Source organism: Colwellia sp. 75C3 (genome assembly GCF_002836255.1).
Lineage (GTDB): Bacteria > Pseudomonadota > Gammaproteobacteria > Enterobacterales > Alteromonadaceae > Colwellia.
Map to the genome: position 1 here is coordinate 254,844 of NZ_PJAU01000060.1, position 26,782 is coordinate 281,625.

General features: G+C 38.8%; 25 protein-coding genes. All 25 read left to right on the forward strand.

Annotated elements, in window-relative coordinates; all coding sequences use genetic code 11:
* Window positions 1-274 precede the first annotated feature (274 nt).
* Window positions 275-643: a flagellar hook-basal body complex protein FliE gene (fliE, locus tag CXF85_RS20530; RefSeq protein WP_101230508.1), complete on the forward strand. Its 369-nt coding sequence runs from the start codon at window positions 275-277 to the stop codon at window positions 641-643.
* 251 nt (window positions 644-894) lie between these two features.
* On the forward strand, window positions 895-2,586 hold the full coding sequence (gene fliF / locus CXF85_RS20535; RefSeq protein WP_101230614.1) for a flagellar basal-body MS-ring/collar protein FliF: 1,692 nt from the start codon (window positions 895-897) through the stop codon (window positions 2,584-2,586).
* Window positions 2,579-3,634: a flagellar motor switch protein FliG gene (gene fliG, locus CXF85_RS20540; protein WP_101230509.1), complete on the forward strand. Its 1,056-nt coding sequence runs from the start codon at window positions 2,579-2,581 to the stop codon at window positions 3,632-3,634. Before fliF ends, fliG begins: the two co-directional genes overlap by 8 nt.
* Window positions 3,635-3,682: 48 nt before the next feature.
* A complete protein-coding gene (gene fliH / locus CXF85_RS20545; protein ID WP_101230510.1) occupies window positions 3,683-4,471 on the forward strand; it encodes a flagellar assembly protein FliH in 789 nt (262 codons plus the stop codon).
* Window positions 4,472-4,532: 61 nt separating this feature from the next.
* A complete protein-coding gene (fliI, locus tag CXF85_RS20550) occupies window positions 4,533-5,882 on the forward strand; it encodes a flagellar protein export ATPase FliI (RefSeq protein ID WP_101230511.1) in 1,350 nt (449 codons plus the stop codon).
* Window positions 5,883-5,955: 73 nt separating this feature from the next.
* Window positions 5,956-6,399, forward strand: coding sequence for a flagellar export protein FliJ (gene fliJ, locus CXF85_RS20555; RefSeq protein ID WP_101230512.1), 444 nt, complete (start codon window positions 5,956-5,958; stop codon window positions 6,397-6,399).
* Window positions 6,400-6,575: 176 nt separating this feature from the next.
* A complete protein-coding gene (locus CXF85_RS20560) occupies window positions 6,576-8,654 on the forward strand; it encodes a flagellar hook-length control protein FliK (RefSeq protein ID WP_101230513.1) in 2,079 nt (692 codons plus the stop codon).
* Window positions 8,655-8,804: 150 nt separating this feature from the next.
* Window positions 8,805-9,362 carry a flagellar basal body-associated protein FliL gene (fliL, locus tag CXF85_RS20565; protein ID WP_101230514.1) on the forward strand — a complete coding sequence of 186 codons (558 nt, stop codon included), beginning with the start codon at window positions 8,805-8,807 and terminating at the stop codon, window positions 9,360-9,362.
* A 75-nt stretch (window positions 9,363-9,437) separates the two neighbouring features.
* The gene (gene fliM, locus CXF85_RS20570) at window positions 9,438-10,502 is read left to right on the forward strand and encodes a flagellar motor switch protein FliM (RefSeq protein WP_101230515.1); all 1,065 of its coding nucleotides are present in this window, start codon (window positions 9,438-9,440) and stop codon (window positions 10,500-10,502) included.
* A gap of 58 nt (window positions 10,503-10,560) precedes the next feature.
* Window positions 10,561-10,956, forward strand: a complete 396-nt coding sequence (fliN, locus tag CXF85_RS20575) for a flagellar motor switch protein FliN (RefSeq protein ID WP_101230516.1) — start codon at window positions 10,561-10,563, stop codon at window positions 10,954-10,956.
* 119 nt (window positions 10,957-11,075) lie between these two features.
* Window positions 11,076-11,612: a flagellar biosynthetic protein FliO gene (gene fliO / locus CXF85_RS20580; protein WP_232771288.1), complete on the forward strand. Its 537-nt coding sequence runs from the start codon at window positions 11,076-11,078 to the stop codon at window positions 11,610-11,612.
* Window positions 11,613-11,761: 149 nt separating this feature from the next.
* The gene (gene fliP / locus CXF85_RS20585; RefSeq protein WP_101230518.1) at window positions 11,762-12,520 is read left to right on the forward strand and encodes a flagellar type III secretion system pore protein FliP; all 759 of its coding nucleotides are present in this window, start codon (window positions 11,762-11,764) and stop codon (window positions 12,518-12,520) included.
* 78 nt (window positions 12,521-12,598) lie between these two features.
* On the forward strand, window positions 12,599-12,868 hold the full coding sequence (fliQ, locus tag CXF85_RS20590; RefSeq protein ID WP_101230519.1) for a flagellar biosynthesis protein FliQ: 270 nt from the start codon (window positions 12,599-12,601) through the stop codon (window positions 12,866-12,868).
* 37 nt (window positions 12,869-12,905) lie between these two features.
* Window positions 12,906-13,688 (forward strand): flagellar biosynthetic protein FliR, encoded by a 783-nt coding sequence (gene fliR, locus CXF85_RS20595; RefSeq protein WP_101230520.1) that lies wholly within the window; start codon window positions 12,906-12,908, stop codon window positions 13,686-13,688.
* Window positions 13,689-14,819: a flagellar biosynthesis protein FlhB gene (gene flhB, locus CXF85_RS20600; protein WP_101230521.1), complete on the forward strand. Its 1,131-nt coding sequence runs from the start codon at window positions 13,689-13,691 to the stop codon at window positions 14,817-14,819.
* A gap of 135 nt (window positions 14,820-14,954) precedes the next feature.
* On the forward strand, window positions 14,955-17,057 hold the full coding sequence (flhA, locus tag CXF85_RS20605; protein WP_101230522.1) for a flagellar biosynthesis protein FlhA: 2,103 nt from the start codon (window positions 14,955-14,957) through the stop codon (window positions 17,055-17,057).
* 59 nt (window positions 17,058-17,116) lie between these two features.
* Window positions 17,117-18,658, forward strand: coding sequence for a flagellar biosynthesis protein FlhF (gene flhF, locus CXF85_RS20610; RefSeq protein ID WP_101230523.1), 1,542 nt, complete (start codon window positions 17,117-17,119; stop codon window positions 18,656-18,658).
* A gap of 46 nt (window positions 18,659-18,704) precedes the next feature.
* On the forward strand, window positions 18,705-19,547 hold the full coding sequence (locus CXF85_RS20615) for a MinD/ParA family ATP-binding protein (protein WP_101230524.1): 843 nt from the start codon (window positions 18,705-18,707) through the stop codon (window positions 19,545-19,547).
* Between the two features lie 38 nt (window positions 19,548-19,585).
* Window positions 19,586-20,305, forward strand: coding sequence for an RNA polymerase sigma factor FliA (locus tag CXF85_RS20620; protein WP_101230525.1), 720 nt, complete (start codon window positions 19,586-19,588; stop codon window positions 20,303-20,305).
* A 119-nt stretch (window positions 20,306-20,424) separates the two neighbouring features.
* Window positions 20,425-20,808 carry a chemotaxis response regulator CheY gene (gene cheY, locus CXF85_RS20625; RefSeq protein ID WP_101230615.1) on the forward strand — a complete coding sequence of 128 codons (384 nt, stop codon included), beginning with the start codon at window positions 20,425-20,427 and terminating at the stop codon, window positions 20,806-20,808.
* 74 nt (window positions 20,809-20,882) lie between these two features.
* On the forward strand, window positions 20,883-21,626 hold the full coding sequence (locus CXF85_RS20630) for a protein phosphatase CheZ (RefSeq protein ID WP_101230526.1): 744 nt from the start codon (window positions 20,883-20,885) through the stop codon (window positions 21,624-21,626).
* A 15-nt stretch (window positions 21,627-21,641) separates the two neighbouring features.
* The gene (locus CXF85_RS20635; protein WP_101230527.1) at window positions 21,642-23,801 is read left to right on the forward strand and encodes a chemotaxis protein CheA; all 2,160 of its coding nucleotides are present in this window, start codon (window positions 21,642-21,644) and stop codon (window positions 23,799-23,801) included.
* 82 nt (window positions 23,802-23,883) lie between these two features.
* Window positions 23,884-25,002 (forward strand): protein-glutamate methylesterase/protein-glutamine glutaminase, encoded by a 1,119-nt coding sequence (locus tag CXF85_RS20640; RefSeq protein WP_101230528.1) that lies wholly within the window; start codon window positions 23,884-23,886, stop codon window positions 25,000-25,002.
* On the forward strand, window positions 24,995-25,741 hold the full coding sequence (locus tag CXF85_RS20645; RefSeq protein WP_101230529.1) for a flagellar motor protein: 747 nt from the start codon (window positions 24,995-24,997) through the stop codon (window positions 25,739-25,741). The genes CXF85_RS20640 and CXF85_RS20645 overlap by 8 nt, the downstream gene beginning before the upstream one ends.
* Complete coding sequence (locus CXF85_RS20650) at window positions 25,738-26,757, forward strand: flagellar motor protein MotB (RefSeq protein ID WP_101230530.1); 1,020 nt, start codon at window positions 25,738-25,740, stop codon at window positions 26,755-26,757. The genes CXF85_RS20645 and CXF85_RS20650 overlap by 4 nt, the downstream gene beginning before the upstream one ends.
* Window positions 26,758-26,782 lie beyond the last annotated feature (25 nt).

Here is a 26,782-nt window from a genome sequence, read left to right on the forward strand (position 1 = left end):
GATAAAGGGGAATATTGAGCAAGTGCTGCTTATCCAGAGTTCAGGTTAACTATAAAGCAGTGCTTCCCAGGTTATTATTAACCACAACTTGGGAAGTTTCACTTCCCTTATAATATTCATTATTTATCATGGTCAACTTAGCTGGCCAGCAAAAACACCTCATATATACCTCTCTAATCATTACACCGTTTAAAAATTCTATTTTGGCACTATGTTTGCAACCTCACTGTTATATCTTGTTTAAAGTTAAAAAATTGACAAAAGTGAGTGCCCTATGGATATCAAAAGTAATTCTCTATATAGCCAAATGCAAAGTATGTCGTTACAAGCCATGGGTAATAAACCACCAGCAATTGATGTTGATGCCATTGGTATAAACGGTACTGCAAGTAATAGCGTTGGTAAAATCAATGAATCTACGAGTAACTTTGGCGATATGCTTACCAATGCACTTAAGGGCGTCAATGAATTACAGCAAGAGTCTGGCGACAAGAAAAGAGCTTTTGAAATGGGTGATAGCAACGTCACGCTTGCTGAAGTAATGATTGCTTCCTCTAAATCAGGTGTTGCATTGGATGCAACAGTTCAAATCAGAAACAAATTTGTTGAAGCATATAAAGAAATAATGAGCATGCCAGTCTAATTTAACTGGCCTAAATTATTTATAACGTCGTTGCTTTTTAGTTAAGGTAAGAGCGGAATAGGCAAGCTGTTGTATATATTCATCAATCAAGCGTCTTGTTATAAACGATTTATTCACAGTTAAATCTAAGTATGTAAAACAGTATTACAAGTATTATTCGTTAATAAAATACCTTGTTTCAAAAAACAGTACAGCGGAGAAGTGAAGTGTCTGATACAAACGCAATGGTTACAGCCGATAGTAGTGGCGATATGATCGCCAGTGAAGCTGATGGCGCGGGTATAGGAGAGCAAAAATCAGGTTTTGCTGCCTCATTAGGTAATGTCGATATTTTACGACAAATTACCATCGTTGTTGCTTTGACAATTTGTTTAGCTATTGCTGTATTTGTTATTATTCTAGCGAATGAGCCTGAATACCGCTTCCTATCAAAACTCCCCACTAAACAATTAATTACTACCATGGACTTCCTTGATGCCAATCAAGTGGAGTACCGTCAAGCAAATAATACCATTTCGGTGCCTACGGATGAATATCAAAATGTAAAGTTATTACTGGCTAGAGAAGGCTTAACAGATGAACCTTCTCAAGGTGAAGATATCTTAATGAAAGATATGGGTTTTGGTGTTAGTCAGCGCCTTGAGAGAGAAAGATTACAATACGGTAGAGAACAACAAATAGCTAAAACAATAGAACAGTTAAAAAGCATAGGTAGAGCTAAAATATTACTGGCTATTCCACGTGAAAATATATTTGCTCGTCGAGAAAAAAATCCTTCAGCGACGGCTGTATTGACTATGCAGCGTGGTAAAATTCTTTCGGAAGAAGAAGTTGATGCCGTTGTTGATATTATTGCCTCGGCAGTACAAGGTTTAAGCCCAAATCGTGTCACCGTAACAGATCAAAATGGTCGCTTGCTCAATTCTGGTTCACAGGATTCTATCTCTTCTAGATCAAGAAAAGAATTTGAGATTGAACAAAAACGTGAACAAGAATACATGGAGAAAATTGACAGTATTCTTATCCCCGTTGTCGGTTTAGGTAACTATACCGCGCAAGTTGATATCACCATGGATTTTACCAATGTTGAAGAAACTCAGCGTCGTTATAATTCAGACCTACCAGCGCTACGTAGCGAAATGAGCGTTGAAACCAGTAATATTGGCGGCGCATTAGGGGGGATCCCAGGTGCACTAACAAACCAACCACCCATTGAATCCGTTATTCCTGAAAATGCTGGTGGCGGGCAAAAGAAAAGCATGCCAAGCAGAAAACATTCAGAGTCGACTAAAAACTATGAACTTGATGAAGCCATTAGCCATACTAAACAACAGGCGGGCGTTATTAGGCGTGTTAGCGTATCAGTAGCACTTGATTATGTGGCAGGCATTGCGACGGCACCTGTTGATGGAGCTACAAACACTCCAGCGGCAAGTTTAGTGCCACGCTCTGCAGGTGAAACTGCTAGTATCCGTCGTCTGTTGCAAGGTAGTATTGGTTTTGATTTACAGCGAGGTGATGTTTTAGAAGTGGTGACTATTCCCTTTAATCGTCCAGATTTTGGCGTAGTAGTAGAATTACCTATTTGGCAACAGCCTTGGTTTGTTAAAGTACTTAAATTGGTATTGGGTGCTTTGGTTATTATTGTTCTTATCTTAGCTGTTGTGCGACCTATGTTAAAACGTTTAATCTACCCAGATCAATCGCCAGATGATTATGGTGATAAATCACTTGATGGTCATATCGATTTAGGTGATGAAACTATGGACATGCTGACGTCTGACTTTGATGCTGGGGCAGTCGGCTTTGCAGCAGATGGCAGTTTACAATTACCTGATCTTCATCGAGATGAAGATGTATTAAAAGCGGTTCGTGCATTAGTTGCCAATGAACCAGAATTATCATCGCAAGTAGTGAAAAGTTGGTTGAACGAAGATGAGTGATGAAAAAGAAGTCGGCGAATTAGCCGCAGCTCCAGCAGGCTTTGATGTAGATAAATTAGAAGGCTCCGAAAAAGCAGCAATATTACTGCTTAGCTTATCTGAAGAAGATGCCGCACAAATTTTAAAACATCTTGAACCAAAGCAAGTGCAACAAGTGGGCACAGTGATGGCGGCGATGCAGGACTTTACCCAAGAAAAAATTACTGCTGTTCATAAGTTATTTATTCATGAAATACAAAATTTCTCCACCATTGGTTTCCAAAGCGAAGAGTTTGTTCGTAAAGCGTTAACCGCAGCATTGGGTGAAGATAAAGCCGGTAACTTAATTGACCAAATAGTGATGGGTGGTGGTGCTAAAGGTTTAGATTCGTTGAAATGGATGGATTCTAAGCAAGTAGCAAATATCATTCGTAATGAACATCCTCAAATCCAAACGATTGTACTTTCGTATCTTGAACCTGAACAATCTGCAGAGATTATGGGGCAGTTTACCGATAAAGTGCGCTTAGACTTAATGATGCGTATTGCCAATTTAGAAGAAGTTCAACCTGCAGCATTGCAAGAGTTGAATGAGATAATGGAGAAACAGTTTGCTGGTCAAGCTGGCGCGCAAGCTGCAAAAATGGGTGGTTTAAAAGCGGCTGCAGATATTATGAACTATCTCGAGTCTAATGTTGAAGGTATGTTGATGGATTCAATTCGTGAAAATGATGAAGAAATGAGTCAACAAATTCAAGACTTAATGTTTGTCTTTGAAAACCTTGCCGATGTTGATGACCGAGGCATGCAGGCCATTTTACGTGAAGTGCAGCAAGAGGCCTTGATGAAAGCAATTAAAGGTACCGATGAGGCATTAAAAGACAAAATAATGAGTAACATGTCAAAACGTGCTGCAGAAATGATGGCTGATGATTTAGAGGCAATGGGACCTGTACGTATTAGTGAAGTTGAAGCGGCACAAAAAGAAATTTTATCTGTTGCCCGACGATTATCTGACGCCGGCGAAATTATGCTTGGTGGCGGCGGTGGCGGCGATGAGTTCTTATAACCATAACTTAATCCGTTTTGCATAAAAGTAGTTATAAAAGGTATTTTCATGAGTAAATCACCTATTCGTATTATAAAAGCGTCGCAAGAAGACGCGACAGATGTTTGGTCTTTGCCTAATGTGCAAAATAAACCGAGTGTTCAAGATAACGAAAAAACCAACGCTTTAGGTAAAAAAAACAACTGGGTTTACGAGCCGCCAGAGCCTGAAGAAATAGAGCCTGAGCCGTTAACTGCGCAAGATATTGAAGAAATTCGTCAAGCGGCAAGTGATGAAGGTTTTGGTCAAGGCAAAGAAGAAGGTTTTGCTAAAGGTTATGAAGAAGGTAAAGCTAAAGGTTTAGAAGAAGGTAAAGCAAAAGGTATTGAAGACGGTACTGAACAAGGTTTAGCGCAAGGTAAAGAGCATATTGATCAACAAAGTACTAAATGGCAAAGTTTAATTGAACAATTACATCTGCCGCTTGCTAGCGTGGAAAAAAATGTTGAAGAGCAATTACTTAATTTAGTTTTACAATTGACTGAAGCGGTCGTGTTACACGAAGCAAAAACTAATCCCGACATTTTAATGGCGGCGATTGCTACAGGTATCAAAAGCTTACCTAGTAGCGACGCGCAGACGCAAATATACTTGAACCCAAATGATATTAAGCTGGTAGAAGCTCAATTTGGCGCTGAACACATTACTCAGCAGGGCTGGCGTTTATTACCGGCTCCACAAGTATCCCAAGGCAGCTGTCAAATAGAAAACAGCACCTCAAATATTGATTTACAGATGAAGGCTCGATTAAAGCAAGTGCTGGAACCATTCTTGCAGGAAGCTTTACATCAGAACTAATAAGATAGTTGCTTCTTAAATTTTTAATATCGCACTTTTTATTTTAAGGTAAATTAAAACTATGGTTGATAGCGTGCGCTTAACCGAGCGCCTTAAAAAAAATCAACAATTCATTCATGATTTCAAAGCGCCTGTCGCTGGCCGGTTAGTTCGTGTCGTGGGCTTAACACTTGAAGCTGTTGGCGTTAAAGCACATGTCGGTAGTCAATGTCTCGTTGAAACTGCGCATGGCGATTTATTAGCAGAAGTTGTTGGTTTTGCTCAAGACATAACCTATCTCATGCCAGAAGAAAGTCTTCGGGGTGTCATGCCCGGCGCACGAGTATTACCTATATCGAGTAAAGCGAAAGTACCTTTATCAATGGACTTACTTGGCCGTGTTATTAATGGTGTAGGTAAACCCCTTGATGGCAAAGGGCCTATCAAGTCTGATGATGATTATCATCATGACAGTAAACCCATTAACCCCTTATCACGACGAGCCATCACTGAAGTACTTGATGTTGGCGTTCGTTCTATCAATAGCTTTATCAGCGTGGGAAAAGGTCAGCGTATGGGGCTTTTTGCAGGATCGGGAGTTGGTAAAAGTGTACTGATGGGCATGATGACCCGCGGCACAACAGCAGATGTTGTCGTGGTAGGCTTGGTTGGTGAGCGTGGACGAGAAGTAAAAGAATTTATCGAAGAAATTTTAGGTGAAGAAGGGCTTAAACGCGCAGTTGTTGTCGCCGCACCTGCAGATAATTCACCCTTAATGCGTCTTAAAGGCTGTGAAACCGCAGTACAAATTAGTGAATATTTTCGTGATCAAGGCTTAAATGTTTTGTTATTACTTGATTCATTAACACGTTATGCGCAAGCGCAGCGTGAAATTGCTTTAGCTGTTGGGGAGCCGCCAGCAACCAAGGGATATCCACCATCTGTTTTTTCTAAATTACCTCAGTTAGTTGAACGTGCCGGCAATGGTGGTGAGGGGCAGGGATCAATTACTGCTTTTTATACGGTATTAACCGAAGGCGATGATTTACAAGACCCTGTTGCTGACGCCGCTCGTGCTATTTTAGATGGCCATGTTGTTTTATCTAGAGAGTTAGCCGATGCGGGACATTATCCGGCGGTAAATATTGAAGGTTCAATCTCTCGGGTAATGCCAATGGTAACCAGTGAGGACCACCAGGAATTAGCAAAACAATTAAAGCAAATGTATGCCCTTTATCAGCAAAATAAAGATCTTATTGCGATAGGTGCGTATACCAAAGGTAATGATCCTCGCATTGATCAGGCTATAAACGTGCTACCGGTAATTAACTTCTTTTTACAGCAGAAAATTAGTGAAGTTATTCCTTATGATCAAAGCATTGCTCAAATGAAAGAAATTATTGCTGCAGCGCATGCTCACAATAATCAGTAATTAACGACTGGTAATCGCGGCAATAAACTTATAAATATAAACTTATTATCATTGAACTAAAGAGTACCTAACTATGGCAATGAAGCAACTTGATACCATTTTAAAGTATGAACTTGATAACGAGCAACGTTGCGCCGATCAATTAAAGATTGCTGAAAATGAATATCAACAAAACATTACCCGGCTACAAGGCGTTGCTGACTATCGTTTAGAATACATGAAACGTTTAAGTCAGAAAGCTGAGCATGGTTTAGATAGTGCGACATACAGTCATTACCATGCTTTTATCGGCAAGCTTGATACCGCTTCTAAACAAGTTGAATTAGCGATGCGACAAGCAAAAGCACTAGTAGAACAGAGTAAGAGCCTGTGGTTTAAGCAAAGACAAAAAGTTAAAGCGGTTGAGTTATTACGTGATAAACGTTTAAAAATAATAGCCGTGGCGGCAGATAAGTCTGAACAAAAAATGTTTGATGAAATAGCAACGCAGCAATATATTCGCCGACCCATTCGCTAGCAAGCCATTAAAAGTAAGTCATCTATCGGATTGTCGTGATGAAGTGGAATGATTTTTGCTCTACTTTCCTTAGAGAGAAAGAATATCTGAGAATTGTAAGCCGTATTGTCCGAACAAACACGGGTGTTTTTTTTCTAATTAAACCATATAAATTAATTTGAGCTATTGGGGTTATTATGCAGTCAGTGAATGTTTTACCTGTTTTTTTATCGCAAGATACTGATTTAAAAACTAAAGAATCATCAAATGCTTCAGCTGATAGCAACAAAGATACTGATTTTTCTAGTTTAGTTGAGCAACATCTTCCAGAAGATAGTAAAACCAGTAGCCGTGAAGAATCCGCAGCAGAGCAAGCACCGACGGCAATCGATGGTAAAGCTATTAGCGGCAACGGCAAAACTGAGGAGCATGAGACTAATAATAGTCAAAAGAGTGACTCTGATAAATCACTTAATGCTGCTCATACCGGTAAAGAAACTCCAGTAGATGAAATTCCTAAAGAAGGTAATGATACAGATAAAGAAACCTCAATGAATAATGAGTCTTTAACTGAATCTGAGCAGTTTATTGCATTACTGTATAATAGTGATCACACCTTAGCTTCTGCTCCTGCAGCGAAAACAGAAATAGGTAAGGACACCGTTAGTGCTAAATCCGGGCAGGTAAAAGACGGCAATAGTAAAGTTATTGATGCTGAAGTTAAGAATAAAGATGGCAAAGTTGAGGTAGTTAACGCTGCTGTGGCTTCGGCGGAAAGTGACCCCGTTTTGACAGGTGAGCATAAGTTAAAAGCTTTTTCTAAAGAGGAAGTACTGGTTCGTACACAGATAAAAAATGGCAATGCTTCAGCAACGCAGCCAAATGATCAACTATTAAAAGATTACTTGCTGTCATTACAATCACAGCAGGGTGCTATAAAAAGTGAAAGTATCACTAGCCAGCAGTTAATGAATGCTCAGTTAGTTAATGCGCAATTGAATAATAATAAAATAACAGATGTTGCCTCCGGCGTATCACTAGCGAGTAAAAGCCAACTGACAGAAAAAGCCGACTCTGGTTTGTATCAATTACCTGTTGAGCCTGTTGAGCCTGTTGACAAGAGAAAACCTATTGTAGAGGGCATGTCTCGTTTGGCTAAAGAGTCAGTTACTAAAGAATCAGTGGCTAAAGAGTCAGTTGCTAAAGGTGAGGTGATGCACAGTGATGAAAAAGCCAGATCACTTGTTAAACCACAAGGCCAAGTAGATGCAGAATTAGCCACTAAAGTAACTGGGGAAGCTGTTGTTTCTTCAACAAAGATAACCGATTTTTCGCCAGAATATAAAAGTGTGAATCCGAGTGATAGTGATGCAGGGAAATTGGAATTAAGTAAAGCTAATACAGATAAATTGAAAGCAGAGCTAAACCCACAAACAGTAGTTGAAAATATCCCTCAGTTACGACCTATGGTGGCTCAAGAAAAACAACCTGTGCTGACAAGTGCTCAATTACAAGCATTACAGCAAGTTCAGACGCAACAAAAAGTACAAGCAGTGACTAGTGAGCAGCAAGCTATTGAAGAGGTTAGTGAGGAATATATTGACCCGATGCTTTTTCCTGAAGAACAGTTGAAGGATCAAGGCGTAAAAATACCGAGTAAAATGATAGATAATATTGCGACGCGATCTGTGTCAGACCTACAGGCTCAAACAGTGCAAGCAACGCAAACAAAACAAAATAACGATGCTTATCTTGATCATCAAGTATCAGAAGTACTCAATCATAATGTTGTTAGTGATACCGTACAAATACAGAAAAATAATATTCAACTTCAACAAGAAACCATCTCCATTTTTAGAAAAGACTTTGCTGACGCAGTGAAAGATAAAGTCATGATGACTATTAACCAAAAACTGCAGCAATTTGATATAACGCTGGATCCACCTGAGTTTGGTAATATGCAAGTGCGCGTTAACTTACAAGGCGAGCAAGCTTCAGTTAACTTTGTTGTACAAAATCAGCAAGCAAAAGATGCACTAGAACAAAATATGCACAAATTAAGAGATATGTTGTCGGAGCAAGGTGTTGATGTAGGTGACGCTAATGTTGAGCAGCAAAATCAACAGAAAAACAGTGATGAGCAAAACTTACCTAAAAATAATGGTAATAGCGATATCTTAACAAACGCACCGCAAAAAGATGAGCATAATGTAGAGCACATTTTATCGGCAGAATTGTTCGATTCTTCTGCAACCAGCGTAGATTACTACGCTTAATCACTTAAAATGAAGTTAAGTTGATGAAAACACATTGGCTCAATGACTATTCAAGGATATAGTCTATCAATAAATACTATGTCATTAATTTGTCATTAATTATTCACTCATTATTATCACTATTTATAGTGGTAAATTTTAAGGACTCTCATGGCAGACGAAAAAGAAAATGGCAAAGAAGGTGAGTTAGAGTTAGATAAAAGCGGCAAGAAGAAAAAAATGATAATTATCATTATTGCTGTGGTTGTTTTACTCGGCGGTGGTGGAGGAGCTTATTTTTTCTTTATGGCTGGTGGTGATACTAATCAAGTACAGCTTGATGCAGCATTAGATAGTAGTAATGGTGACGCAGCAGCTAAAGCTAAAGCTGATTCTGGCGCTAAGCTAGGCAGCGCACTTTATGTGCCGATGCCAAGACCATTCCGTTTTAATGTACCTGGTGCAGCTCGCGATCGTTTTGTCGAAATACGTGTACAGTTACTTGTCCGCGGTGGCGATAATGAAGAAAACGCTAAAATGCATATTCCATTGATAGAAAGCACCTTGCTCGGCATATTCTCGCAAGCCAATGCGGATGATTTAGCAACAAGTGCAGGGAAAACCTCTTTAAAACAGCAATCATTAGCAGCAGTTCAGAAAATGATGACAGATGTTGAAGGTGATAAAACGGTTGAAAAAGTACTTTTTACCGGTTTTGTCATGCAATAGTTAGCTAAGTTTATTGACTAAAGTACCTTGAACGCTAGTTAACATTAAGCAAAGTAAATAAGAAGAGATTATTGAGTGAGTGATTTATTATCCCAAGACGAAATTGATGCGCTATTACATGGTGTTGATGATGTTGAAGAAGAAGATGTAGTTGAGGATGTCGTCCAATCACGAGATGGCACTTCTGACTATGACTTTTCTTCACAAGATCGTATTGTACGTGGCCGCATGCCAACGTTGGAGATGGTTAATGAACGCTTTGCTCGTCATATGCGCATTAGCTTATTTAACATGATGCGTCGGACTGCTGAAGTCTCTATCAATGGTATCCAAATGATAAAGTTTGGTGAGTACATACATACCTTGTTTGTACCTACTAGCTTGAATATGGTACGTTTTCGCCCATTAAAGGGCACAGCACTTATTACCATGGAAGCACGTTTAGTTTTTATTTTGGTAGATAACTTTTTTGGTGGTGATGGTCGTTACCACGCCAAGATAGAAGGCCGTGAATTTACCCCGACAGAACGCCGAATTATTCAAATGCTATTAAAGCTTATTTTTGAAGATTACAAAGAAGCTTGGTCTCCGGTGATGGATGTTTCCTTTGAATATTTAGATTCAGAAGTTAACCCATCAATGGCAAACATTGTTAGTCCAACTGAAGTCGTTGTTATTAGTTCTTTTCATATTGAATTAGACGGCGGCGGCGGTGATTTCCACATAGCATTACCTTACTCTATGCTTGAGCCTATTCGTGAATTGCTTGATGCGGGTGTGCAAAGTGATAAAGAAGATACTGATATGCGTTGGTCCAAAGCGCTACGTGATGAAATTATGGATGTACCTGTAACCATAAATACTAAGTTTATTGAGGTTGATATCACCTTAAGCCAAGTGATGGAGTTACAGGCAGGAGATATTATACCGATAGAAATGCCAGAGCATATTACCGTGCTAATTGAAGACTTACCGTCCTTTAGAGCTAAATTAGGCCGAAGTCGAGATAACATAGCATTGAAGATAGAATCGAAAATTAAGCGACCTGAATCAGCTAAATCTGAATTAACTATCTTAACTAAAGGTGGTAAACGCCTCGATAGCGATGCAGAACTTCACCTGCTAGAAGATGACTTATAAGCAGTAATAGTTATATAAGTTAACCTATTTGAATAAATTATAAATTGAGGCCAGTGGTATGAGTGACGATAAAGACGAAGATCTAAGTATGTGGGATGAAGCACTAGATGAACAAGCGGAAGCAAGAGAAAATGCTGAAACGGTTGAACTAGAAGAGTTAACCCCAGATGATGCCCCTATTACAGGTGAAGAAAAGCGAAAGCTTGATGCTATTTTAGATATTCCAGTTACTATTTCGATGGAAGTAGGCCGAAGTAATATCAGCATCAGAAATTTATTACAGTTAAACCAAGGCTCTGTAGTTGAATTAGACCGAGTCGCTGGTGAGTCACTTGATGTATTAGTTAATGGTACTTTAATTGCCCACGGTGAAGTAGTTGTTGTTAACGATAAATTTGGTATTCGCTTAACTGATGTGGTTAGCCAAGTTGAACGTATTAAAAAGTTAAAATAAAACAACTTAACAAACATTCATTAGTAGACATAATTTCTTAAGCATTAAGTAAATAGAGACATAAACGCAATATGATAATAAGAACAATACGTATATTACTGGCTCTTAGTTGTTGTTTAATGTCTTTAATGGTTTTAGCACAAGAAAGTGACTCCGGAAATGAACGAGTAAAAAATTCTGTTATTGAAGAGTCTATCAAACAGCAAGACTCGGCAGTGGAAGGAGAAACTCTTCAAGGATCAGCTGAGCATGATCCAAAATTGTTAGGTATAAATCATCAAGCTTCTGTGCCGCAGGCGTTTGTTAACAATACCCCACAAGTTGGTAAGCATGTAATGGCAAATATGGATGCTGGCAGCATGGTCTTATCATTGTTAATGGTACTCGCGTTAATAATTATTTGTGCTTTAGTGCTTAAACGTTTTAACCTGACTCAACAAGGCGTTAGTCAATTAAAGGTTGTGACCAGTTTATCGTTAGGGGCGAAAGAACGTGTAGTTGTTATTCAAGCCGGAGACCAGCAGTTGCTCTTAGGGGTTACCGCTCAACAAGTTACCTTAATTGAGCGTTTAGCCGAGCCGTTAGCAACTCAAACGTTAAAGGCTACTGAGTTACCAAAAGGACTGTGGTCTTTCCTTTTGGCTAAAAAGTCTTAGTATTGAATAGGCTCAGTACCTATGCCCGTTCCACTTGAATATGCTCGTTTCAGGAAACCTGAGAGAATCATAATCAAGTAAAGCGGTATATAATAAATGTTATCACAACGACTTTGATCAGGTTGTTTTTTAGGGAATACCAACAAACCATGAAAAGAATTTCGTTATTCACCATCATAATTTTATGTTTGCTCAGCATGAGCTTCGGTGCATTTGCTGAGGATTTATCACTATCGGCATTAACATTGACGACTAACCCTGATGGCTCACAAGAGTATTCGGTAAACTTACAAATTTTGATTTTTATGACTGCGCTGAGTTTTATACCGGCGGCGGTTATTATGATGACATCGTTTACTCGTATTGTGGTGGTAATGGCGATTTTACGCCAAGCCTTTGGTCTTCAGCAAACACCATCAAATCAAGTAATTATCGGTTTAACCCTCTTTATGACCCTGTTTATCATGACACCGGTTTATAATCAAATAGATAAAAGTGCCATTCAGCCTTATTTATCGGAGGAGTTAACATCAACTGAAGCGATTAACCTTGGTAAAGTGCCATTACGTGCCTTCATGTTAGAACAAACACGAATTAAAGATTTAGATACTCTAGCTGCAATGGCCGGTATTGATGCCGTTGATAAACCAACCGATTTACCCATGACGGTAATTATACCCGCTTTTATTATTAGTGAATTAAAAACAGCTTTTCAGATTGGCTTTATACTATTCATTCCCTTTTTGATTATTGATTTAGTTGTAGCCAGTATTTTAATGGCGATGGGTATGATGATGCTTTCACCTATGATTGTATCTTTGCCTTTTAAATTAATGCTATTTGTTTTAGTTGATGGTTGGAACTTAGTTATTGGTACGATCGCAACCAGTTATGGATTAGGAACCTAGTCTATATTTTAAGTGGCTAGTTTTTAAATTGTAATTTTATATTGTTAAGAATGTTAGATAAGTAAAAGAGAGCAGCTTATGGGTCCTGAAATTTATGTAGATATGTTAGGTGATGCATTATTACTTGTGATCCTTTTAGTGTGCGCCATTATCCTGCCAAGTCTAGCTGTTGGCCTAATGGTTGCTGTTTTTCAGGCCGCCACATCCATTAACGAACAAACCTTAAGCTTTTTACCAAGACTAATTGTTACCTTACTTGCCCTAATTATTGGGGGGCATTGGTTAGTACAGAAAGTTATGGACTATACCATCCGGCTAATTTCCAGTATTCCCAGTGTGATTGTTTAGTTATGTGGTTAGGCATCCTTACTTTTAGAGAGGCTTAATGGAATTTACAGAGTCTATTATTAATCAATATATGGCAGATTTTATCTTGCCATTTAGTCGTATTTCGGCCTTGATTATGACAATGATAGGTTTCAGCTCGAAGACTATTCCCGGTCGAGTCAAACTGTTTTTATGCGTCAGTATTACCATTGCTGTGATGCCAGCAATTCCATCGGCTAGTGTAGATAGTTTGGTGTCATTTAATACTGCTATTCTATTGGGTCAGCAGATGATTATTGGCATCATGCTTGGTTTTGTAACTATCATGGTCGTTAATACTTTTACCCTAGCAGGTCAAATTATTGCTATGCAATCAGGCCTTGGTTTCGCGTCTTTAGTTGACCCCGCCAGTGGTATGAATGTTCCTGCTATTGGTCAATTTTTTCTTATTTTATCTTCGTTATTATTTTGGGTGATGGATGGTCATCTCGCCTATTTGCAATTTATCGTTGCTAGTTTCGATACTTTACCCATCCCAACAGAACATCTATCTAGCATCAAGTATCGCGAAGTAGTTGAATGGGGCGGATGGATGTTTGCAACCGCATTATCACTTGCTTTAGCACCAATAACAGCTATGTTATTGATCAATTTCTCTTTTGGCATTATGACAAGAGCAGCTCCGCAACTTAATATTTTTGCCATTGGTTTCCCTATCACCATGATGGCAGGTTTACTTATTATGTGGCTAACCTTTGGGAACTTCTTTACTCACTTTGAGTTGCAGTGGCAGCGTGCTCTTGATTTTAGTTGTTACCTTATTGATTGTAAGGCGACGTAAATGGCTGATTCTGATAGTGGTGAAAAAAGTGAAGAGCCCACGGCTAAAAAGATTACTGATGCTCGAAAAAAAGGTCAAATTGCTCGCTCTAAAGATTTAGGTACTTTTTTTGTTTTAGTGGGAAGTGCTTGTGCGATGTTATTGATGGGAAAAGCTTTAGCTACATCAATGGCAGGCATGATGAGTCATATGTTTAGCTTAAGTCGTGAAGAAGCAATGGATATAAATGCATTATTTAAAGTGATAAGTGATGGCGTTTATCAAATTGTTCCGCCATTGTTGTGGATTTTTTTTATTGTTATGCTCGCGGCATTTGTTGGTAATATACTGCTGGGTGGTATGAGCTTTTCTTGGGAAGCCATGGCACCTAAAGCAAGTAAACTATCCCCAGCAGCAGGTTTTAAACGTATGTTTGGTGTACAAGCTGCAGTTGAACTGATTAAGTCTATTTTAAAGTTTTTTGTTGTTTTTATTGTGGCTTTTTTACTGCTGAGTGGTTTGTTTGAGGAAATTCTTGGTTTAAGCCGAGAAACTATTCCCAATAACTTTGAACATGCGCTTACCATGTTACAGTGGATGTTTTTGGTACTTGCTTTATCAATAGGTATCATTGTTGTAATTGATGCGCCCTATCAAGTATGGAATCACAATCGTCAGTTAAAAATGACGAAACAAGAAATTAAAGATGAGCATAAGGGGACTGAGGGTAGTCCAGAAATAAAGGGTCGTATTCGTCGGACCCAATATGAGATGTCGCAACGACGAATGATGCAGGATGTACCTGAATCTGATGTAGTGATCACTAACCCAACACACTTCTCAATTGCTCTCAAATACGATGCTGCGGTAGGTGGTGCTCCCGTATTATCAGCAAAAGGGGTTGATGAAATGGCTCTACATATCCGTACCATTGCAAAAGAGCATCAAATTGAAATAATTCAATCACCAGCATTAGCCCGATCACTTTATTATACAGCAGAAGTTGGTGATGATATTCCTGAAGAGTTATTTGCTGCGGTTGCCCAGGTACTCGCTTTTATTTTTCAATTGAATGAGCATAAAAAAGGCAATGCTAAAAAACCAACCCCCGTTGCTAAAGAACTTCCTATACCTGATGAGTTTAGATATTAGAAATTGGGTGACAGAAAGCTATTCTGTAAAATTATTGAAATATTTACCTTTCATCGCAATTACCTACTACCACTCCCTTTGGTATGAAAATTGCTAATTCTATTGTAACTGTCAAAAAAACATCATGAAGTAGTAATGCAATTAGCCGCTTATTTTAATCAGTTTGATAAATCAAAATTACGTCACCTTTCGGGCTTAGGCACACCTATATTGGTGATGGCAGCTTTAGGTATGATTATTTTACCCATGCCTGCTTGGTTATTAGATATTTTATTCTCTTTTAACATCGCGCTCTCCCTCGTTGTATTACTTATAACAGTCTATACCTTGAAACCTCTTGATTTTGGATCTTTCCCTGCAGTTTTACTTGTGGCGACTATCTTAAGACTAGCGCTGAATGTGGCTAGCACTCGTGTGGTGTTATTAGAAGGTCACGAAGGCCCTGAAGCGGCTGGTAAGGTCATTGAAGCATTTGGATCGGTTGTTATCGGTGGCAACTATGCGGTTGGCTTAGTAGTTTTTCTTATATTGATCATTATTAACTTTGTTGTGGTAACTAAAGGTGCTGGACGAATCGCTGAAGTAACTGCGCGTTTTACCTTAGATGCAATGCCTGGTAAACAAATGGCAATTGATGCTGATTTGAATGCGGGTTTTATTACACAAGAACAAGCTAAAGAGCGAAGAACAGAGGTAACCAGTGAAGCTGATTTTTATGGTTCTATGGACGGTGCTAGTAAGTTTGTTAAAGGTGATGCCATTGCTGGTATTCTCATTTTGTTCATTAATATTGTTGGTGGCTTAATAATAGGTATGGTACAGCATGATTTATCTTTTTCTCGTGCTGTTGAGATATATACTTTACTTACTATTGGTGATGGCCTGGTAGCACAGATACCTGGTTTATTATTATCCATTGGTACAGCAATCGTTGTAACCCGTCAAAATACATCGCAAGATATGGGTGAGCAAGTAAGTAGTCAACTTGGCCAAGAAAAGTCTCTCTACGTTGCTGCCGGTGTAATGTTTGTGATGGGCGTAATTCCAGGTATGCCACATTTTGTCTTTTTATTATTTTCAGCGATCATTGCAGCAGCCGCATTTTTTGGTGCTAGAAATAAAGTAAACCAAAAAGTTGAACTTGACAAGTTAGCACAAGATGAACAAGTTCAGCATCAACAAAAAGAAGATGAAGTAAAAGAACTGGATTGGGATGATGTTAATCATGTTGATGTTATCGGTTTAGAAATTGGCTATCGTTTAATCCCTTTGGTGGACAAAGCGCAAGGTGGAGAGTTACTGAGCCGAATTAAAGGTGTACGTAAAAAGCTTTCACAAGAATTTGGTTTTCTAGTACCCGCAGTGCATATTCGAGATAATTTGGATTTAGATCCGAACAGTTATCAAATATCTTTAATGGGTGTTGTTGTCGGTACGGCACAAATTAGACATGATCAAGAGCTTGCAATTAACCCCGGACAAGTCTTTGGTTCACTTGATGGAGTAGCAACTAAAGACCCTGCGTTCGGGCTTGATGCAACTTGGATCAACCAAAATCAACGTGAGCAAGCGCAAACTTTGGGTTATACCGTGGTTGATTCTGCAACTGTATTAGCGACTCATTTAAGTCAAATATTAACAAACAATGCTGCCCAGCTATTGGGGCATGAGGAAGTTCAAAACCTGTTAGACTTACTTGCTAAAAACTATCCTAAGCTCGTTGAAGGTTTTGTTCCTGATACCTTAACTTTGGGTACAGTTGTGAAAGTATTACAAAGCTTAATGAATGAGGGCGTTGCTGTACGTGATATGCGCTCAATTGTACAAACTCTTGTCGAGTATGGACCAAAAAGCCAAGATGCTGAAGTACTCACCGCTGCAGTTCGAATTAGCTTAAGAAAATTTATCGTTCAAGATCTTGTTGGTGGCGCACAAGAAGTACCTGTCATAACTTTGGCTCCAGAGTTGGAACAGATGTTGCATCAATCAATGCAGATGGCAGGTGATGATGGTGCTGGTATTGAACCAGGTTTAGCAGAGCGCTTACAACAATCATTAACTGAAGGAGCTAACCAGCAAGAAATGGCTGGTGATACACCAATATTATTAACATCAGGTATATTAAGACATGTATTGGCTAAGTTTGTTAAATACACGATTCCGAGCTTACGTGTTATTTCTTATCAAGAAATACCTGATGATAAACAAATCAAAATAGTTAGTGCTATTGGGCAATAACATTTTATTTAAAGTATACGGTGCATGGTTGTAACTTAAAGTGATAATAGAGGCTGGATATGAAAATTAGACGTTTTGTTGCCAAAGATATGCGTACAGCATTAGCACAGATTAAAGAAGAACTTGGCGTTGATGCGGTTATTATGTCCAATAAAAAGATTCCTGAAGGAGTGGAGTTAATGGCTGCTGTTGATTACAACCAAGCCGTACCGCCTGCAAAGTTTCCAAAAAATACGACAGAAGATAAAGCAGAAGAAAGCAAGCTGAAGATAAATTCCTCGAGTTCAAGAGAAGTAAGCAATGATGTTGTTAGTATTGGTCAACAAACCGCAATACAAAATACGGTTTCATCACCAACAGCAAGTGAAATAATAAATGAACATGCTCCAGCGGATAGTCTCTCTGCATTACTAAATCGTCAGGTGCAACAAGACGAGCCGCAACAAGCGCCTACTAACTTTGGCGATGCGAGTATTGAGCAACAGTTAAAGAATTTTACTGACCGTCTGACCCATTCAACCCCTGATAATGTTGCTAACGCATTACAACAAGCACCAATGTCAGGTGATGAGCAATACGGTAGTGATCAAATCACTGCAAATATATCCAAAAACATGTCATCTTCAAGCCCTCTAGCTATTGGTGTAAATGATGATGCACAGGTATCTTCACAAGACTTTGCGAAAATGCAGCAAGAAATGGCATCTATTCGTTCACTGTTAGAGCATCAAGTTTCAGGTTTGATGTGGCAAGATATGGCTCAAAAAGACCCTCAGCGAGCTGTATTGGTAAACCGTTTACTAGCTTTAGGATTAAATGAACAAATAGCGGATCAAATAGCGGGTTATGTTCCTGAACAATCCGATGGAAAGCAAGCTTGGCAACAAGCAACACAACTTATTGCTCAACAAATAAATACTACACAAAATGATATAATAAATCGTGGCGGTGTAGTGGCTTTAGTTGGTCCTACTGGTGTAGGTAAAACAACGACTATTGCTAAGCTTGCTGCAGGGTTTTCGCAAGTACATGGTAGCGAACAAGTAGCACTTATTTCTACAGATACCTTTCGGATAGCCGGCTTTGAGCAATTAGCAACCTATGGAAAAATTATTGGCTGTCAAGTGAGTCTTGCTAAAGATAGTCAAGCGTTAGATACTCTATTACAACAGTATTCGAAGAAAAAATTAATATTAATTGATACTGCTGGCATGGGACAACGTGACATTCGTTTAGCTGAACAGTTAACGGCTTTAGTTTCAAATGCCCGAGTGAGAATTCGAAGTTACTTGGTGCTTGCGGCTAATGCTCAACAAGGTGTCATGCAAGAAAATGTTGATCGCTTTAAAAAAGTACCATTGTCGGGGTGTATTTATACTAAACTTGATGAAAGTATCAGTATTGGTGAAATAATTACAACTTCGATTCTAAATGGCTTGCCAATAGGTTATCTTACTGATGGGCAAAGAGTTCCAGAAGATATTAAAGTTGCAAATGCTGAGAAATTAGTTACTCTTGCAGATAAGATGGCAACTAAGTCAGTAAAAAATAATGTCAGTGTATTGCGGCCGATGCCTGTTGCACCCGCAGTAACTGTCTAAGACTCTAGCTAATAGCTAAACAGATATAATTAGAAGTAATAATTAAATGATAGATCAAGCGAGTGGCTTAAGAAAAATGCAAAATTTACAGCAAGTTAAAGTGGTAGCCGTTTCTGGCGGTAAAGGTGGTGTTGGTAAAACTAATACCTCGCTAAATACCGCTATTGCTTTAGGGCAACAAGGCAAACGAGTACTGGTACTTGATGCCGATTTAGGTCTTGCTAATGTTGATGTAATGCTTGGATTAAGAGTAAAACGTAACTTATCTCATGTGTTATCTGGTGAATGTGAGCTTGATGATATTATTATCGAAGGGCCCGCTGGCATTAAAATTATTCCAGCTACATCAGGTTCACAGTCAATGGTTGATTTGACCCCGTCAGAGCATGCTGGTCTTATTCGAGCTTTTAGTGAAATGCGTACCCAGTTTGATGTATTGATCGTTGATACAGCTGCCGGCATTTCGGATATGGTATTAAGCTTTACCCGCGCGGCACAGGATGTCATGTTAGTCGTATGTGATGAGCCAACATCAATTACGGATTGTTATGCATTAATGAAGTTACTAAGCCGTGACCATGGTGTGTTTAAATTTAAAGTTGTCGCCAATATGGTCCGTAGTCCTAGAGAAGGACAACAGCTTTTTGCTAAGTTAACTAAAGTGACTGATAGGTTTTTAGATGTAGCCATTGAATTGGTTGCAGTCATTCCATTTGATGAGAATGTTAGGAAATCAGTACGTAAACAGAAAGTTATAGTAGAGGCTTACCCGCAGTCCCCAGCTTCTTTGGCTTATATTGACTTAGCAACTAAAGTTAGCCAATGGCCAATACCTAAACAAGCTTCAGGACATCTAGAATTCTTTATTGAGCAGTTACTTGCTAATTAACTGATTAATTAAGCATTACTTAGTGAGAGCAATAATACGTGGTAAAAGCGAATAGCTACAATAATCAAATAGATAAAACTGTTTTACTTGAACAACAGACTGTTTTAGTTAAGCGTATTGCTTATCACCTTTTAGCAAGGCTGCCAGCAAGCGTTCAAGTTGATGACCTAATACAATCAGGAATGATTGGTTTATTTGAAGCTGCAAATAATTTTGATAATACTAAGGGTGCTAGCTTTGAAACTTTTGCTGGTATTCGAATTCGTGGCGCTATGTTAGATGAAATGCGCCGGGGTGATTGGACCCCACGATCTGTTCATAAAAACAGCCGAATGATAAGTGAAGCGATAAAAAATCTCGAAGCGCAATTTGGCCGAGATGTTTCTGATATAGAAGTCGCTGAAAAACTTGATATTTCATTAAATGACTACCATCATATATTAAGTGAGGTCAGTACGGGGAAAATACTCGGTATTGAAGATCTCGGTGTTAATGAAGATGCTATAAAACTCTGTGATGATAGTCTTGGGGATGATCCATATCAAAGTATTGAGCATAATGCTTTTAAAAAAGGCTTAGCCGTATGTATTAAGTCTTTACCCGAGCGTGAAGCTCTTGTACTGTCTTTATATTATGATGAAGAATTGAATTTAAGAGAAATAGGTCAAGTACTTGACGTTAGTGAGTCGAGAGTAAGTCAAATTCATAGTCAAGCAATGCATCGTCTTAAAGGACGTATGCAATCTTGGCAAAGTTAGCTAGACTAAACTGATAATATGTTGATGTTAGTTAATTTTTGAAAAAGTAAATACCATGTTAGGTAAAAAATAACACAAAGAAAAACTAATTTATTTTGAATGTTTCGCCGGAGGGTGCCTTGGATAAAAATATGAAAGTACTTGTTGTTGATGATTTTTCAACGATGAGACGTATAGTGAAAAATTTGTTGCGCGATTTAGGTTTCACCAACATTTCAGAAGCTGATGATGGCAGTACTGCTTTACCAATGCTTCAAGGTGGGGATTTTGATTTTGTTGTAACTGATTGGAACATGCCTGGTATGCAAGGTATAGATTTACTCAAAGCAATACGAGCTGATGCAAGTTTATCACATATTCCTGTTTTGCTTATTACAGCTGAAGCTAAAAAAGAGCAAATCGTTATGGCTGCCCAAGCAGGTGTTAATGGCTATATTGTTAAACCATTTACAGCCGCAACATTAAAAACTAAGTTAGATAAGATTTTTGAACGCTTAGCTTAATGTGAAGGCCTTAGCTAACATAATACTTGTTAGCTAAGTTAAGGTATTGATAAATATTCTATTAAGGACTTTGCATGAGTACAGCTATGACGGGGCAGATCTCATTAGAGCAAGCAAAATCTTTGGTTGTGTTTTTAGAAGCTGGCCAACAAGCCGCAGCGGACGCGGTTATTGCTGAGATTCAAAATCCAATCAATTCAGAGCTTTTTGCAGAAATTGGTAAATTAACTCGCCAACTTCATGACTCATTGACAAATTTTCAACTAGATTCTAGGTTGAATGATTTAGCAACGGCAGATATCCCCGATGCTAAAGAGCGATTGAATTATGTTATTACCAGAACAGAAGAAGCTGCAAATAAAACCATGGATGCTGTTGAGGCAATTTTTCCTGTAGTTGATACTATTGCTGGGCAAGTGGCTGCCGTGAATCCTTCGTGGACTAAGTTGATGAATAATGAATTAGACTTAACAGAGTTTAAATCATTATGCCTTGATATCGATACCTTATTAAAAAACACAGGTAAAGAAACGCATAATATTCATAGATTAATGACAGATGTTTTAATGGCGCAAGATTTTCAGGATTTAACCGGTCAAGTCATTCGAAAAGTTATTGATTTAGTAAGAGAAGTTGAAGACAGTTTAATAAATATGTTGACAGCTTTTGGTATATCTGCAGAAAGAGCGCAGGAGCAAACTAGTCCTAAAGTAGGTGAGAACCTTGTTGAAGGGCCAATTGTAAATGCAGCAAACAGAGATGATGTAGTAGAAGATCAAGATGATGTTGACGATCTTTTATCAAGTTTAGGTTTTTAATGGGAGAGTTACTGCATGTCTTTTGAAGCAGATGAAGAAATTTTACAGGACTTTTTAGTTGAAGCGGGTGAAATCTTAGAGTCGCTTTCAGAGGAGTTAGTCGAGCTCGAAAATGACGTAGATAATGCTGAATTATTAAATTCTATTTTCCGTGGTTTTCATACAGTGAAAGGTGGCGCAGGCTTTTTAGCCCTAGGTCACTTAGTCGATGTATGCCATGGCGCTGAAAATATATTCGACTTATTACGTACAGGAAAGCGCTCCGTTAATGCGGAACTTATGGATACAATTTTATCAGCACTAGATACAGTCAATGATATGTTTGTGTTGGTACAAAATAAAGAACCCCTTGTTCCTGCCGACGCTAATTTACTCGCAGAACTTGAGCGCCTTAGTAAACCAGACTCAGTAAAACCTGTGGAAGCTGTAGCCGTTGTTGAAGATATAGCTCAACCCGTTGAAAGTAAAGCGGAATCAAGCTCAAGTGATGAAATGAGTGAAGATGAGTTTGAGCGACTATTAGATGAATTGCATGGTTCGGGAAGCGTACCAACGACCCCTAGTGTTAGTGAATCTGTGTCTGTTGCACCCGCGCCTTCTAGTGCTCCTAGCATGGATGGTTCAAGTGATGAGATTTCAGATGATGAATTTGAATCATTATTAGATGAGTTGCACGGACAAGGAGCTTTTTCAGCTGACGCCCCAGAAGGAGCAAGTGCCGCTCTGAGTAGTTCGAGCGACGATATTGATGACCTTGAATTTGAAAAACTGTTGGATGAACTTCATGGTAAAGGTAATGCACCTAAGTCGGTAGAAAACGCTTTGCCTAATGAAAGTATTACTCCACCACCCACTCCTGTAAAACCAGTACAAGCCAGCGCTGCAGTACCAAAACCAGTACCCCAAAAGCCTGTTCAGAAAAAACAGCAAGAAGCACCAGTGAAAGCTACTCCTAAGAAAGCTAGCCCTACACCGGCAGCTCAAGGTGAAACAACGGTTCGTGTTGATACTAAGCGACTTGATCAAATAATGAATATGGTCGGTGAGCTAGTACTAGTGAGAAACCGCTTAACTAGTTTAGGCCTAGTTTCAGATGATGAAGACCTGAATAAGGCTGTTACTAATTTAGATGCAGTAACTACCGATCTGCAAGGCGCTGTAATGCAAACGCGAATGCAGCCAATTAAAAAAGTTTTTGGTCGTTTTCCTCGAGTTGTTCGCGATTTGGCGCGTAGCTTGAATAAAGAAATTGCATTGATTTTAGAAGGCGAAGAGACTGATTTAGATAAAAACTTGGTAGAGGCACTTGCTGACCCTCTTGTGCATTTAGTTAGAAATTCTGTCGATCATGGTGTAGAAGCCCCTGATGTTCGAGAAGCTCTGGGTAAACCAAGAGAAGGTACTGTACTTCTTTCAGCCTCCCAAGAAGGCGACCATATACTATTGACCATTAAAGATGATGGCGCAGGTATGGATGCTGAAAAATTAAAGAATATTGCCATAGAACGTGGGGTACTTGATGCCGAAGCGGCAGCACGTATGCCAGATAAAGAAGCATTTAGTCTTATTTTTGCTCCAGGTTTTTCAACAAAAACTGAAATTTCAGAAGTTTCAGGCCGTGGCGTTGGTATGGATGTTGTTAAAACCAAAATCACTCAGCTTAATGGTACGGTAAATATTGATTCTGAGTTAGGTGTCGGTACCATACTTGAAATTAAAGTTCCATTAACCTTAGCAATACTTCCAACATTAATGGTTGTTGTTGGCAAGCAAACATTTGCTTTACCATTAGCATCGGTTAATGAAATATTTCATCTGGATTTATCGAACACAAACAGTGTCGATGGACAGTTGACCATTATCGTACGTGAAAAAGCTATACCGTTGTTTTATTTAGATCAGTGGTTAATACGCGATTTTGTTAAAAAGTCTCGTGATAAAGGTCATGTAGTCATTGTGCAGCTCGGTAATCAACAAGTTGGATTTGTTGTTGATAGCTTAATAGGTCAAGAAGAAGTTGTGATAAAGCCACTGGATAGATTACTTCATGGAACACCTGGCATGGCAGGTGCTACGATTACCAGTGATGGTGGTATTGCGCTAATTTTAGATATAGCGAATTTGTTGAAATTTTACGCTAAGAAATCACCCGTCAATAAAAAATTACGCAGTTAGATATATACAAAAGTAGTACACTTTTGTGTATACCTGAGTGTACTTATACAGCGCTAATTTAAAACGTTATCAGAGAAGTTAAATGGCCTACAAGGTACTTGTTGTTGATGATTCGAGCTTTTTTAGACGCCGAGTCACTGACATCCTTAATAAAGATGCTAAATTAAACGTAATTGACGTAGCAGTGAATGGTCAGGAAGCGGTTGAGAAGGCAATATTACTTAAACCTGATGTAATCACTATGGATATTGAAATGCCAGTGCTAAATGGTATTGACGCTGTAAAACAGATTATGGCGAAATCTCCTACGGCAATATTGATGTTTTCATCATTAACGCATCAAGGTGCTAAAGCAACCTTGGAAGCACTTGAAGCTGGAGCAATAGATTTTTTACCTAAAAAATTTAGTGAAATTGCAAAGAGTAGTGATGAGGCTGGTAGTCTACTGCGCCAACGAGTGGTTGAAATAGCTCGGAAACCGGGCAGCCTAAAAGCAAAACCTATTGCTCGGTCTAGAACACCTAGTCCACTAATACCTAAGGAAAGGCTGACTAGTAGTTATATTAGACCGGCTAATCATATAGCTAAAGAAAAAAAATCGCTTACCCGCAGTTCAGGTAAAGAATATAAACTTATGGCTATTGGTACTTCAACTGGTGGTCCGGTAGCATTACAAAAAATACTGGTTCAACTTGACCATAACTTTCCTTTACCAATTATAATTGTTCAGCATATGCCTGCAGCCTTTACTGCTGCCTTTGCTAGTAGACTAAATACCTTGTGTAAAATAACAGTGAAAGAAGCAGGAAATGGTGATGTGCTGAAACCTGGACATGCGTATCTAGCACCTGGTGGACGTCAAATGATTATTTCGGGCAGTGCACAATCAGCAAAAATTAAAATTTTAGATGATGATTCTCCTAAAATCACCTTCAAACCTAGTGTTGATATTAGCTTCGGCTCAGCTGCAAAAACATTTGCAGGTAAAGTCCTTGGCGTGATATTGACAGGCATGGGCTCTGATGGAAAGGAAGGCTCTAGAATGTTAAAAGCTAATGGTGCAACAATTTGGTCGCAGGATGAAGAATCATGCGTTGTTTATGGTATGCCTCAAGCAATAGATAAGGCTGGACTATCTGATTTATCACTTCCATTGGACGCGATAGCTGCTTCTATGATTAAGGAAGTTGGTTGTGGATAAGTTGAGTCTTGCGGGACTATTTGTTGCCATTCTTGCCATTTATATCGGGTTTACGCTTGATGGCGGCCACTTATCTGCCTTATTCGAATTGCCTGCTTTTATTATTGTCTTTGGCGGTACTTTAGGCGCCGTTATGCTGCAATCGTCAATGATGCAATTTACTCATGCACTATCATTACTTAAATGGGTTTTCTTTCCACCCAAATATGATATGGATCGGGGAATTAATGAAATCGTCACATGGGCTACGAAGGCGAGAGAATCAGGCTATCTCGCATTAGAGGATACAGCGTTAGAAATTGAAGATAGTTATACTCAAAAAGGTCTTAATTTATTGGTAGATGGTATTGAACTTGATAATTTTCGGGTTGCATTAGAGTTAGATTTAGATATCTATCGTGAGCATAACTTACGATCTGCGAATGTTTATGAAGCAATGGGCGGTTATAGCCCAACGGTTGGTATACTAGGGGCCGTGCTTGGTCTGATTCATGCTATGAGCAATTTAACAGAGCCCGCTTTATTAGGGCAAGGTATTGCAACTGCCTTTATTGCCACCATTTATGGTGTAGGTTTTGCTAACTTACTTTATTTACCCGTAGCAAATAAAATACGCGCTATTATTCATCAGCAAACAATGTATCGTGAAATGGTTTGTGAAGGGTTAGTGTCAATTGCCCACGGTGAAAATCCTCATGCCATTGAAAATAAATTATCTGCATTTAGGTTAGAACAATGAATCGTCAGCGTACGAGAAGGCACACGATAGAACAGGATAATGTTCATCGTTGGTTAGTCTCTTATGCTGATTATATGACGTTGATGTTTGCCTTATTTGTTGTGTTATATGCAATGGCAATGGTGAACGAAAAGCCTTTCGAAAGTATTACAGAATCTTTTGGTCGTGTATTTCAAGGCGATGATGATGAAACTAAAAATCGAGGCCATGGCGATAGTGTTTTAATGGTTAATACCAGTAAAACGAATAAAAAATTATATGGCAATGGTATTTTAGACGTTGCCGGACCGGAACTTGTTGATAATGAAAAAAATCTGTCTAATATTTCTGATGAGCAAGTAGGTAACAACTTAAGTTCATTAGAAGAAGAGTTACATACAGCTTTACATGATTTGGTAGAATCTGGTTTTGCGCAATTACAAATAGATGGTGATTGGTTAGAAATAGAATTAAATAGTGGTTTGTTGTTTCCCAGTGGTTCATCTTCAGCAACATTATCAGCAGAGGCCATTTTATCAGCCATTTATGATGTTATTGGCAAGGCTAGTAACTTTATTCGCGTACGAGGTTATACCGATAACCAAGCCATAAATAATGAAATTTATTCCTCTAATTGGGAACTCTCTGTTTTTAGAGCTACTGCTATATTGAGAGTATTGGAGACGTTAGGTTTAAATCCCGCGCGAATGGCTATTGAAGGTTATGGTCAATATTATCCAAGCGCAAATAATTTAACAAAGCAGGGTCGAGCAAAAAATAGAAAAGTTGTCGTCGCTATTTCTAAATATGGATTAGAAAAGACTAATTTACTTATAACACCAACGATAGACTTGAAAAATGTAGAATCGATTACTCAGCCTGCCTCAGCCAATGAAAAAAGTATTAATGAGTCAAGTAATATCAAGGTAATTCGATTAGACAATGGTGGTATTCGTATTACAACTCGAGATGAGAATGTATCCCCATCTGATACCAGTATCACCAAAGATAAAAACAAAAGTGATGGTATAGAATAAAACAACCAATCAGGTGACTGATAAA

Excerpts from the sequence above, each read along its gene's own strand:
- fliE (WP_101230508.1), top strand. The coding sequence starts at position 275 with ATGGATATCAAAAGTAATTCTCTATATAGCCAAATGCAAAGTATGTCG.
- fliF (WP_101230614.1), top strand. The coding sequence starts at position 895 with ATGATCGCCAGTGAAGCTGATGGCGCGGGTATAGGAGAGCAAAAATCA.
- fliG (WP_101230509.1), top strand. The coding sequence starts at position 2,579 with ATGAGTGATGAAAAAGAAGTCGGCGAATTAGCCGCAGCTCCAGCAGGC.
- fliH (WP_101230510.1), top strand. The coding sequence starts at position 3,683 with ATGAGTAAATCACCTATTCGTATTATAAAAGCGTCGCAAGAAGACGCG.
- fliI (WP_101230511.1), top strand. The coding sequence starts at position 4,533 with ATGGTTGATAGCGTGCGCTTAACCGAGCGCCTTAAAAAAAATCAACAA.
- fliJ (WP_101230512.1), top strand. The coding sequence starts at position 5,956 with ATGGCAATGAAGCAACTTGATACCATTTTAAAGTATGAACTTGATAAC.
- CXF85_RS20560 (WP_101230513.1), top strand. The coding sequence starts at position 6,576 with ATGCAGTCAGTGAATGTTTTACCTGTTTTTTTATCGCAAGATACTGAT.
- fliL (WP_101230514.1), top strand. The coding sequence starts at position 8,805 with ATGGCAGACGAAAAAGAAAATGGCAAAGAAGGTGAGTTAGAGTTAGAT.
- fliN (WP_101230516.1), top strand. The coding sequence starts at position 10,561 with ATGAGTGACGATAAAGACGAAGATCTAAGTATGTGGGATGAAGCACTA.
- fliO (WP_232771288.1), top strand. The coding sequence starts at position 11,076 with ATGTCTTTAATGGTTTTAGCACAAGAAAGTGACTCCGGAAATGAACGA.
- fliP (WP_101230518.1), top strand. The coding sequence starts at position 11,762 with ATGAAAAGAATTTCGTTATTCACCATCATAATTTTATGTTTGCTCAGC.
- fliQ (WP_101230519.1), top strand. The coding sequence starts at position 12,599 with ATGGGTCCTGAAATTTATGTAGATATGTTAGGTGATGCATTATTACTT.
- fliR (WP_101230520.1), top strand. The coding sequence starts at position 12,906 with ATGGAATTTACAGAGTCTATTATTAATCAATATATGGCAGATTTTATC.
- flhB (WP_101230521.1), top strand. The coding sequence starts at position 13,689 with ATGGCTGATTCTGATAGTGGTGAAAAAAGTGAAGAGCCCACGGCTAAA.
- flhA (WP_101230522.1), top strand. The coding sequence starts at position 14,955 with ATGCAATTAGCCGCTTATTTTAATCAGTTTGATAAATCAAAATTACGT.
- flhF (WP_101230523.1), top strand. The coding sequence starts at position 17,117 with ATGAAAATTAGACGTTTTGTTGCCAAAGATATGCGTACAGCATTAGCA.
- CXF85_RS20615 (WP_101230524.1), top strand. The coding sequence starts at position 18,705 with ATGATAGATCAAGCGAGTGGCTTAAGAAAAATGCAAAATTTACAGCAA.
- CXF85_RS20630 (WP_101230526.1), top strand. The coding sequence starts at position 20,883 with ATGAGTACAGCTATGACGGGGCAGATCTCATTAGAGCAAGCAAAATCT.
- CXF85_RS20635 (WP_101230527.1), top strand. The coding sequence starts at position 21,642 with ATGTCTTTTGAAGCAGATGAAGAAATTTTACAGGACTTTTTAGTTGAA.
- CXF85_RS20640 (WP_101230528.1), top strand. The coding sequence starts at position 23,884 with ATGGCCTACAAGGTACTTGTTGTTGATGATTCGAGCTTTTTTAGACGC.
- CXF85_RS20650 (WP_101230530.1), top strand. The coding sequence starts at position 25,738 with ATGAATCGTCAGCGTACGAGAAGGCACACGATAGAACAGGATAATGTT.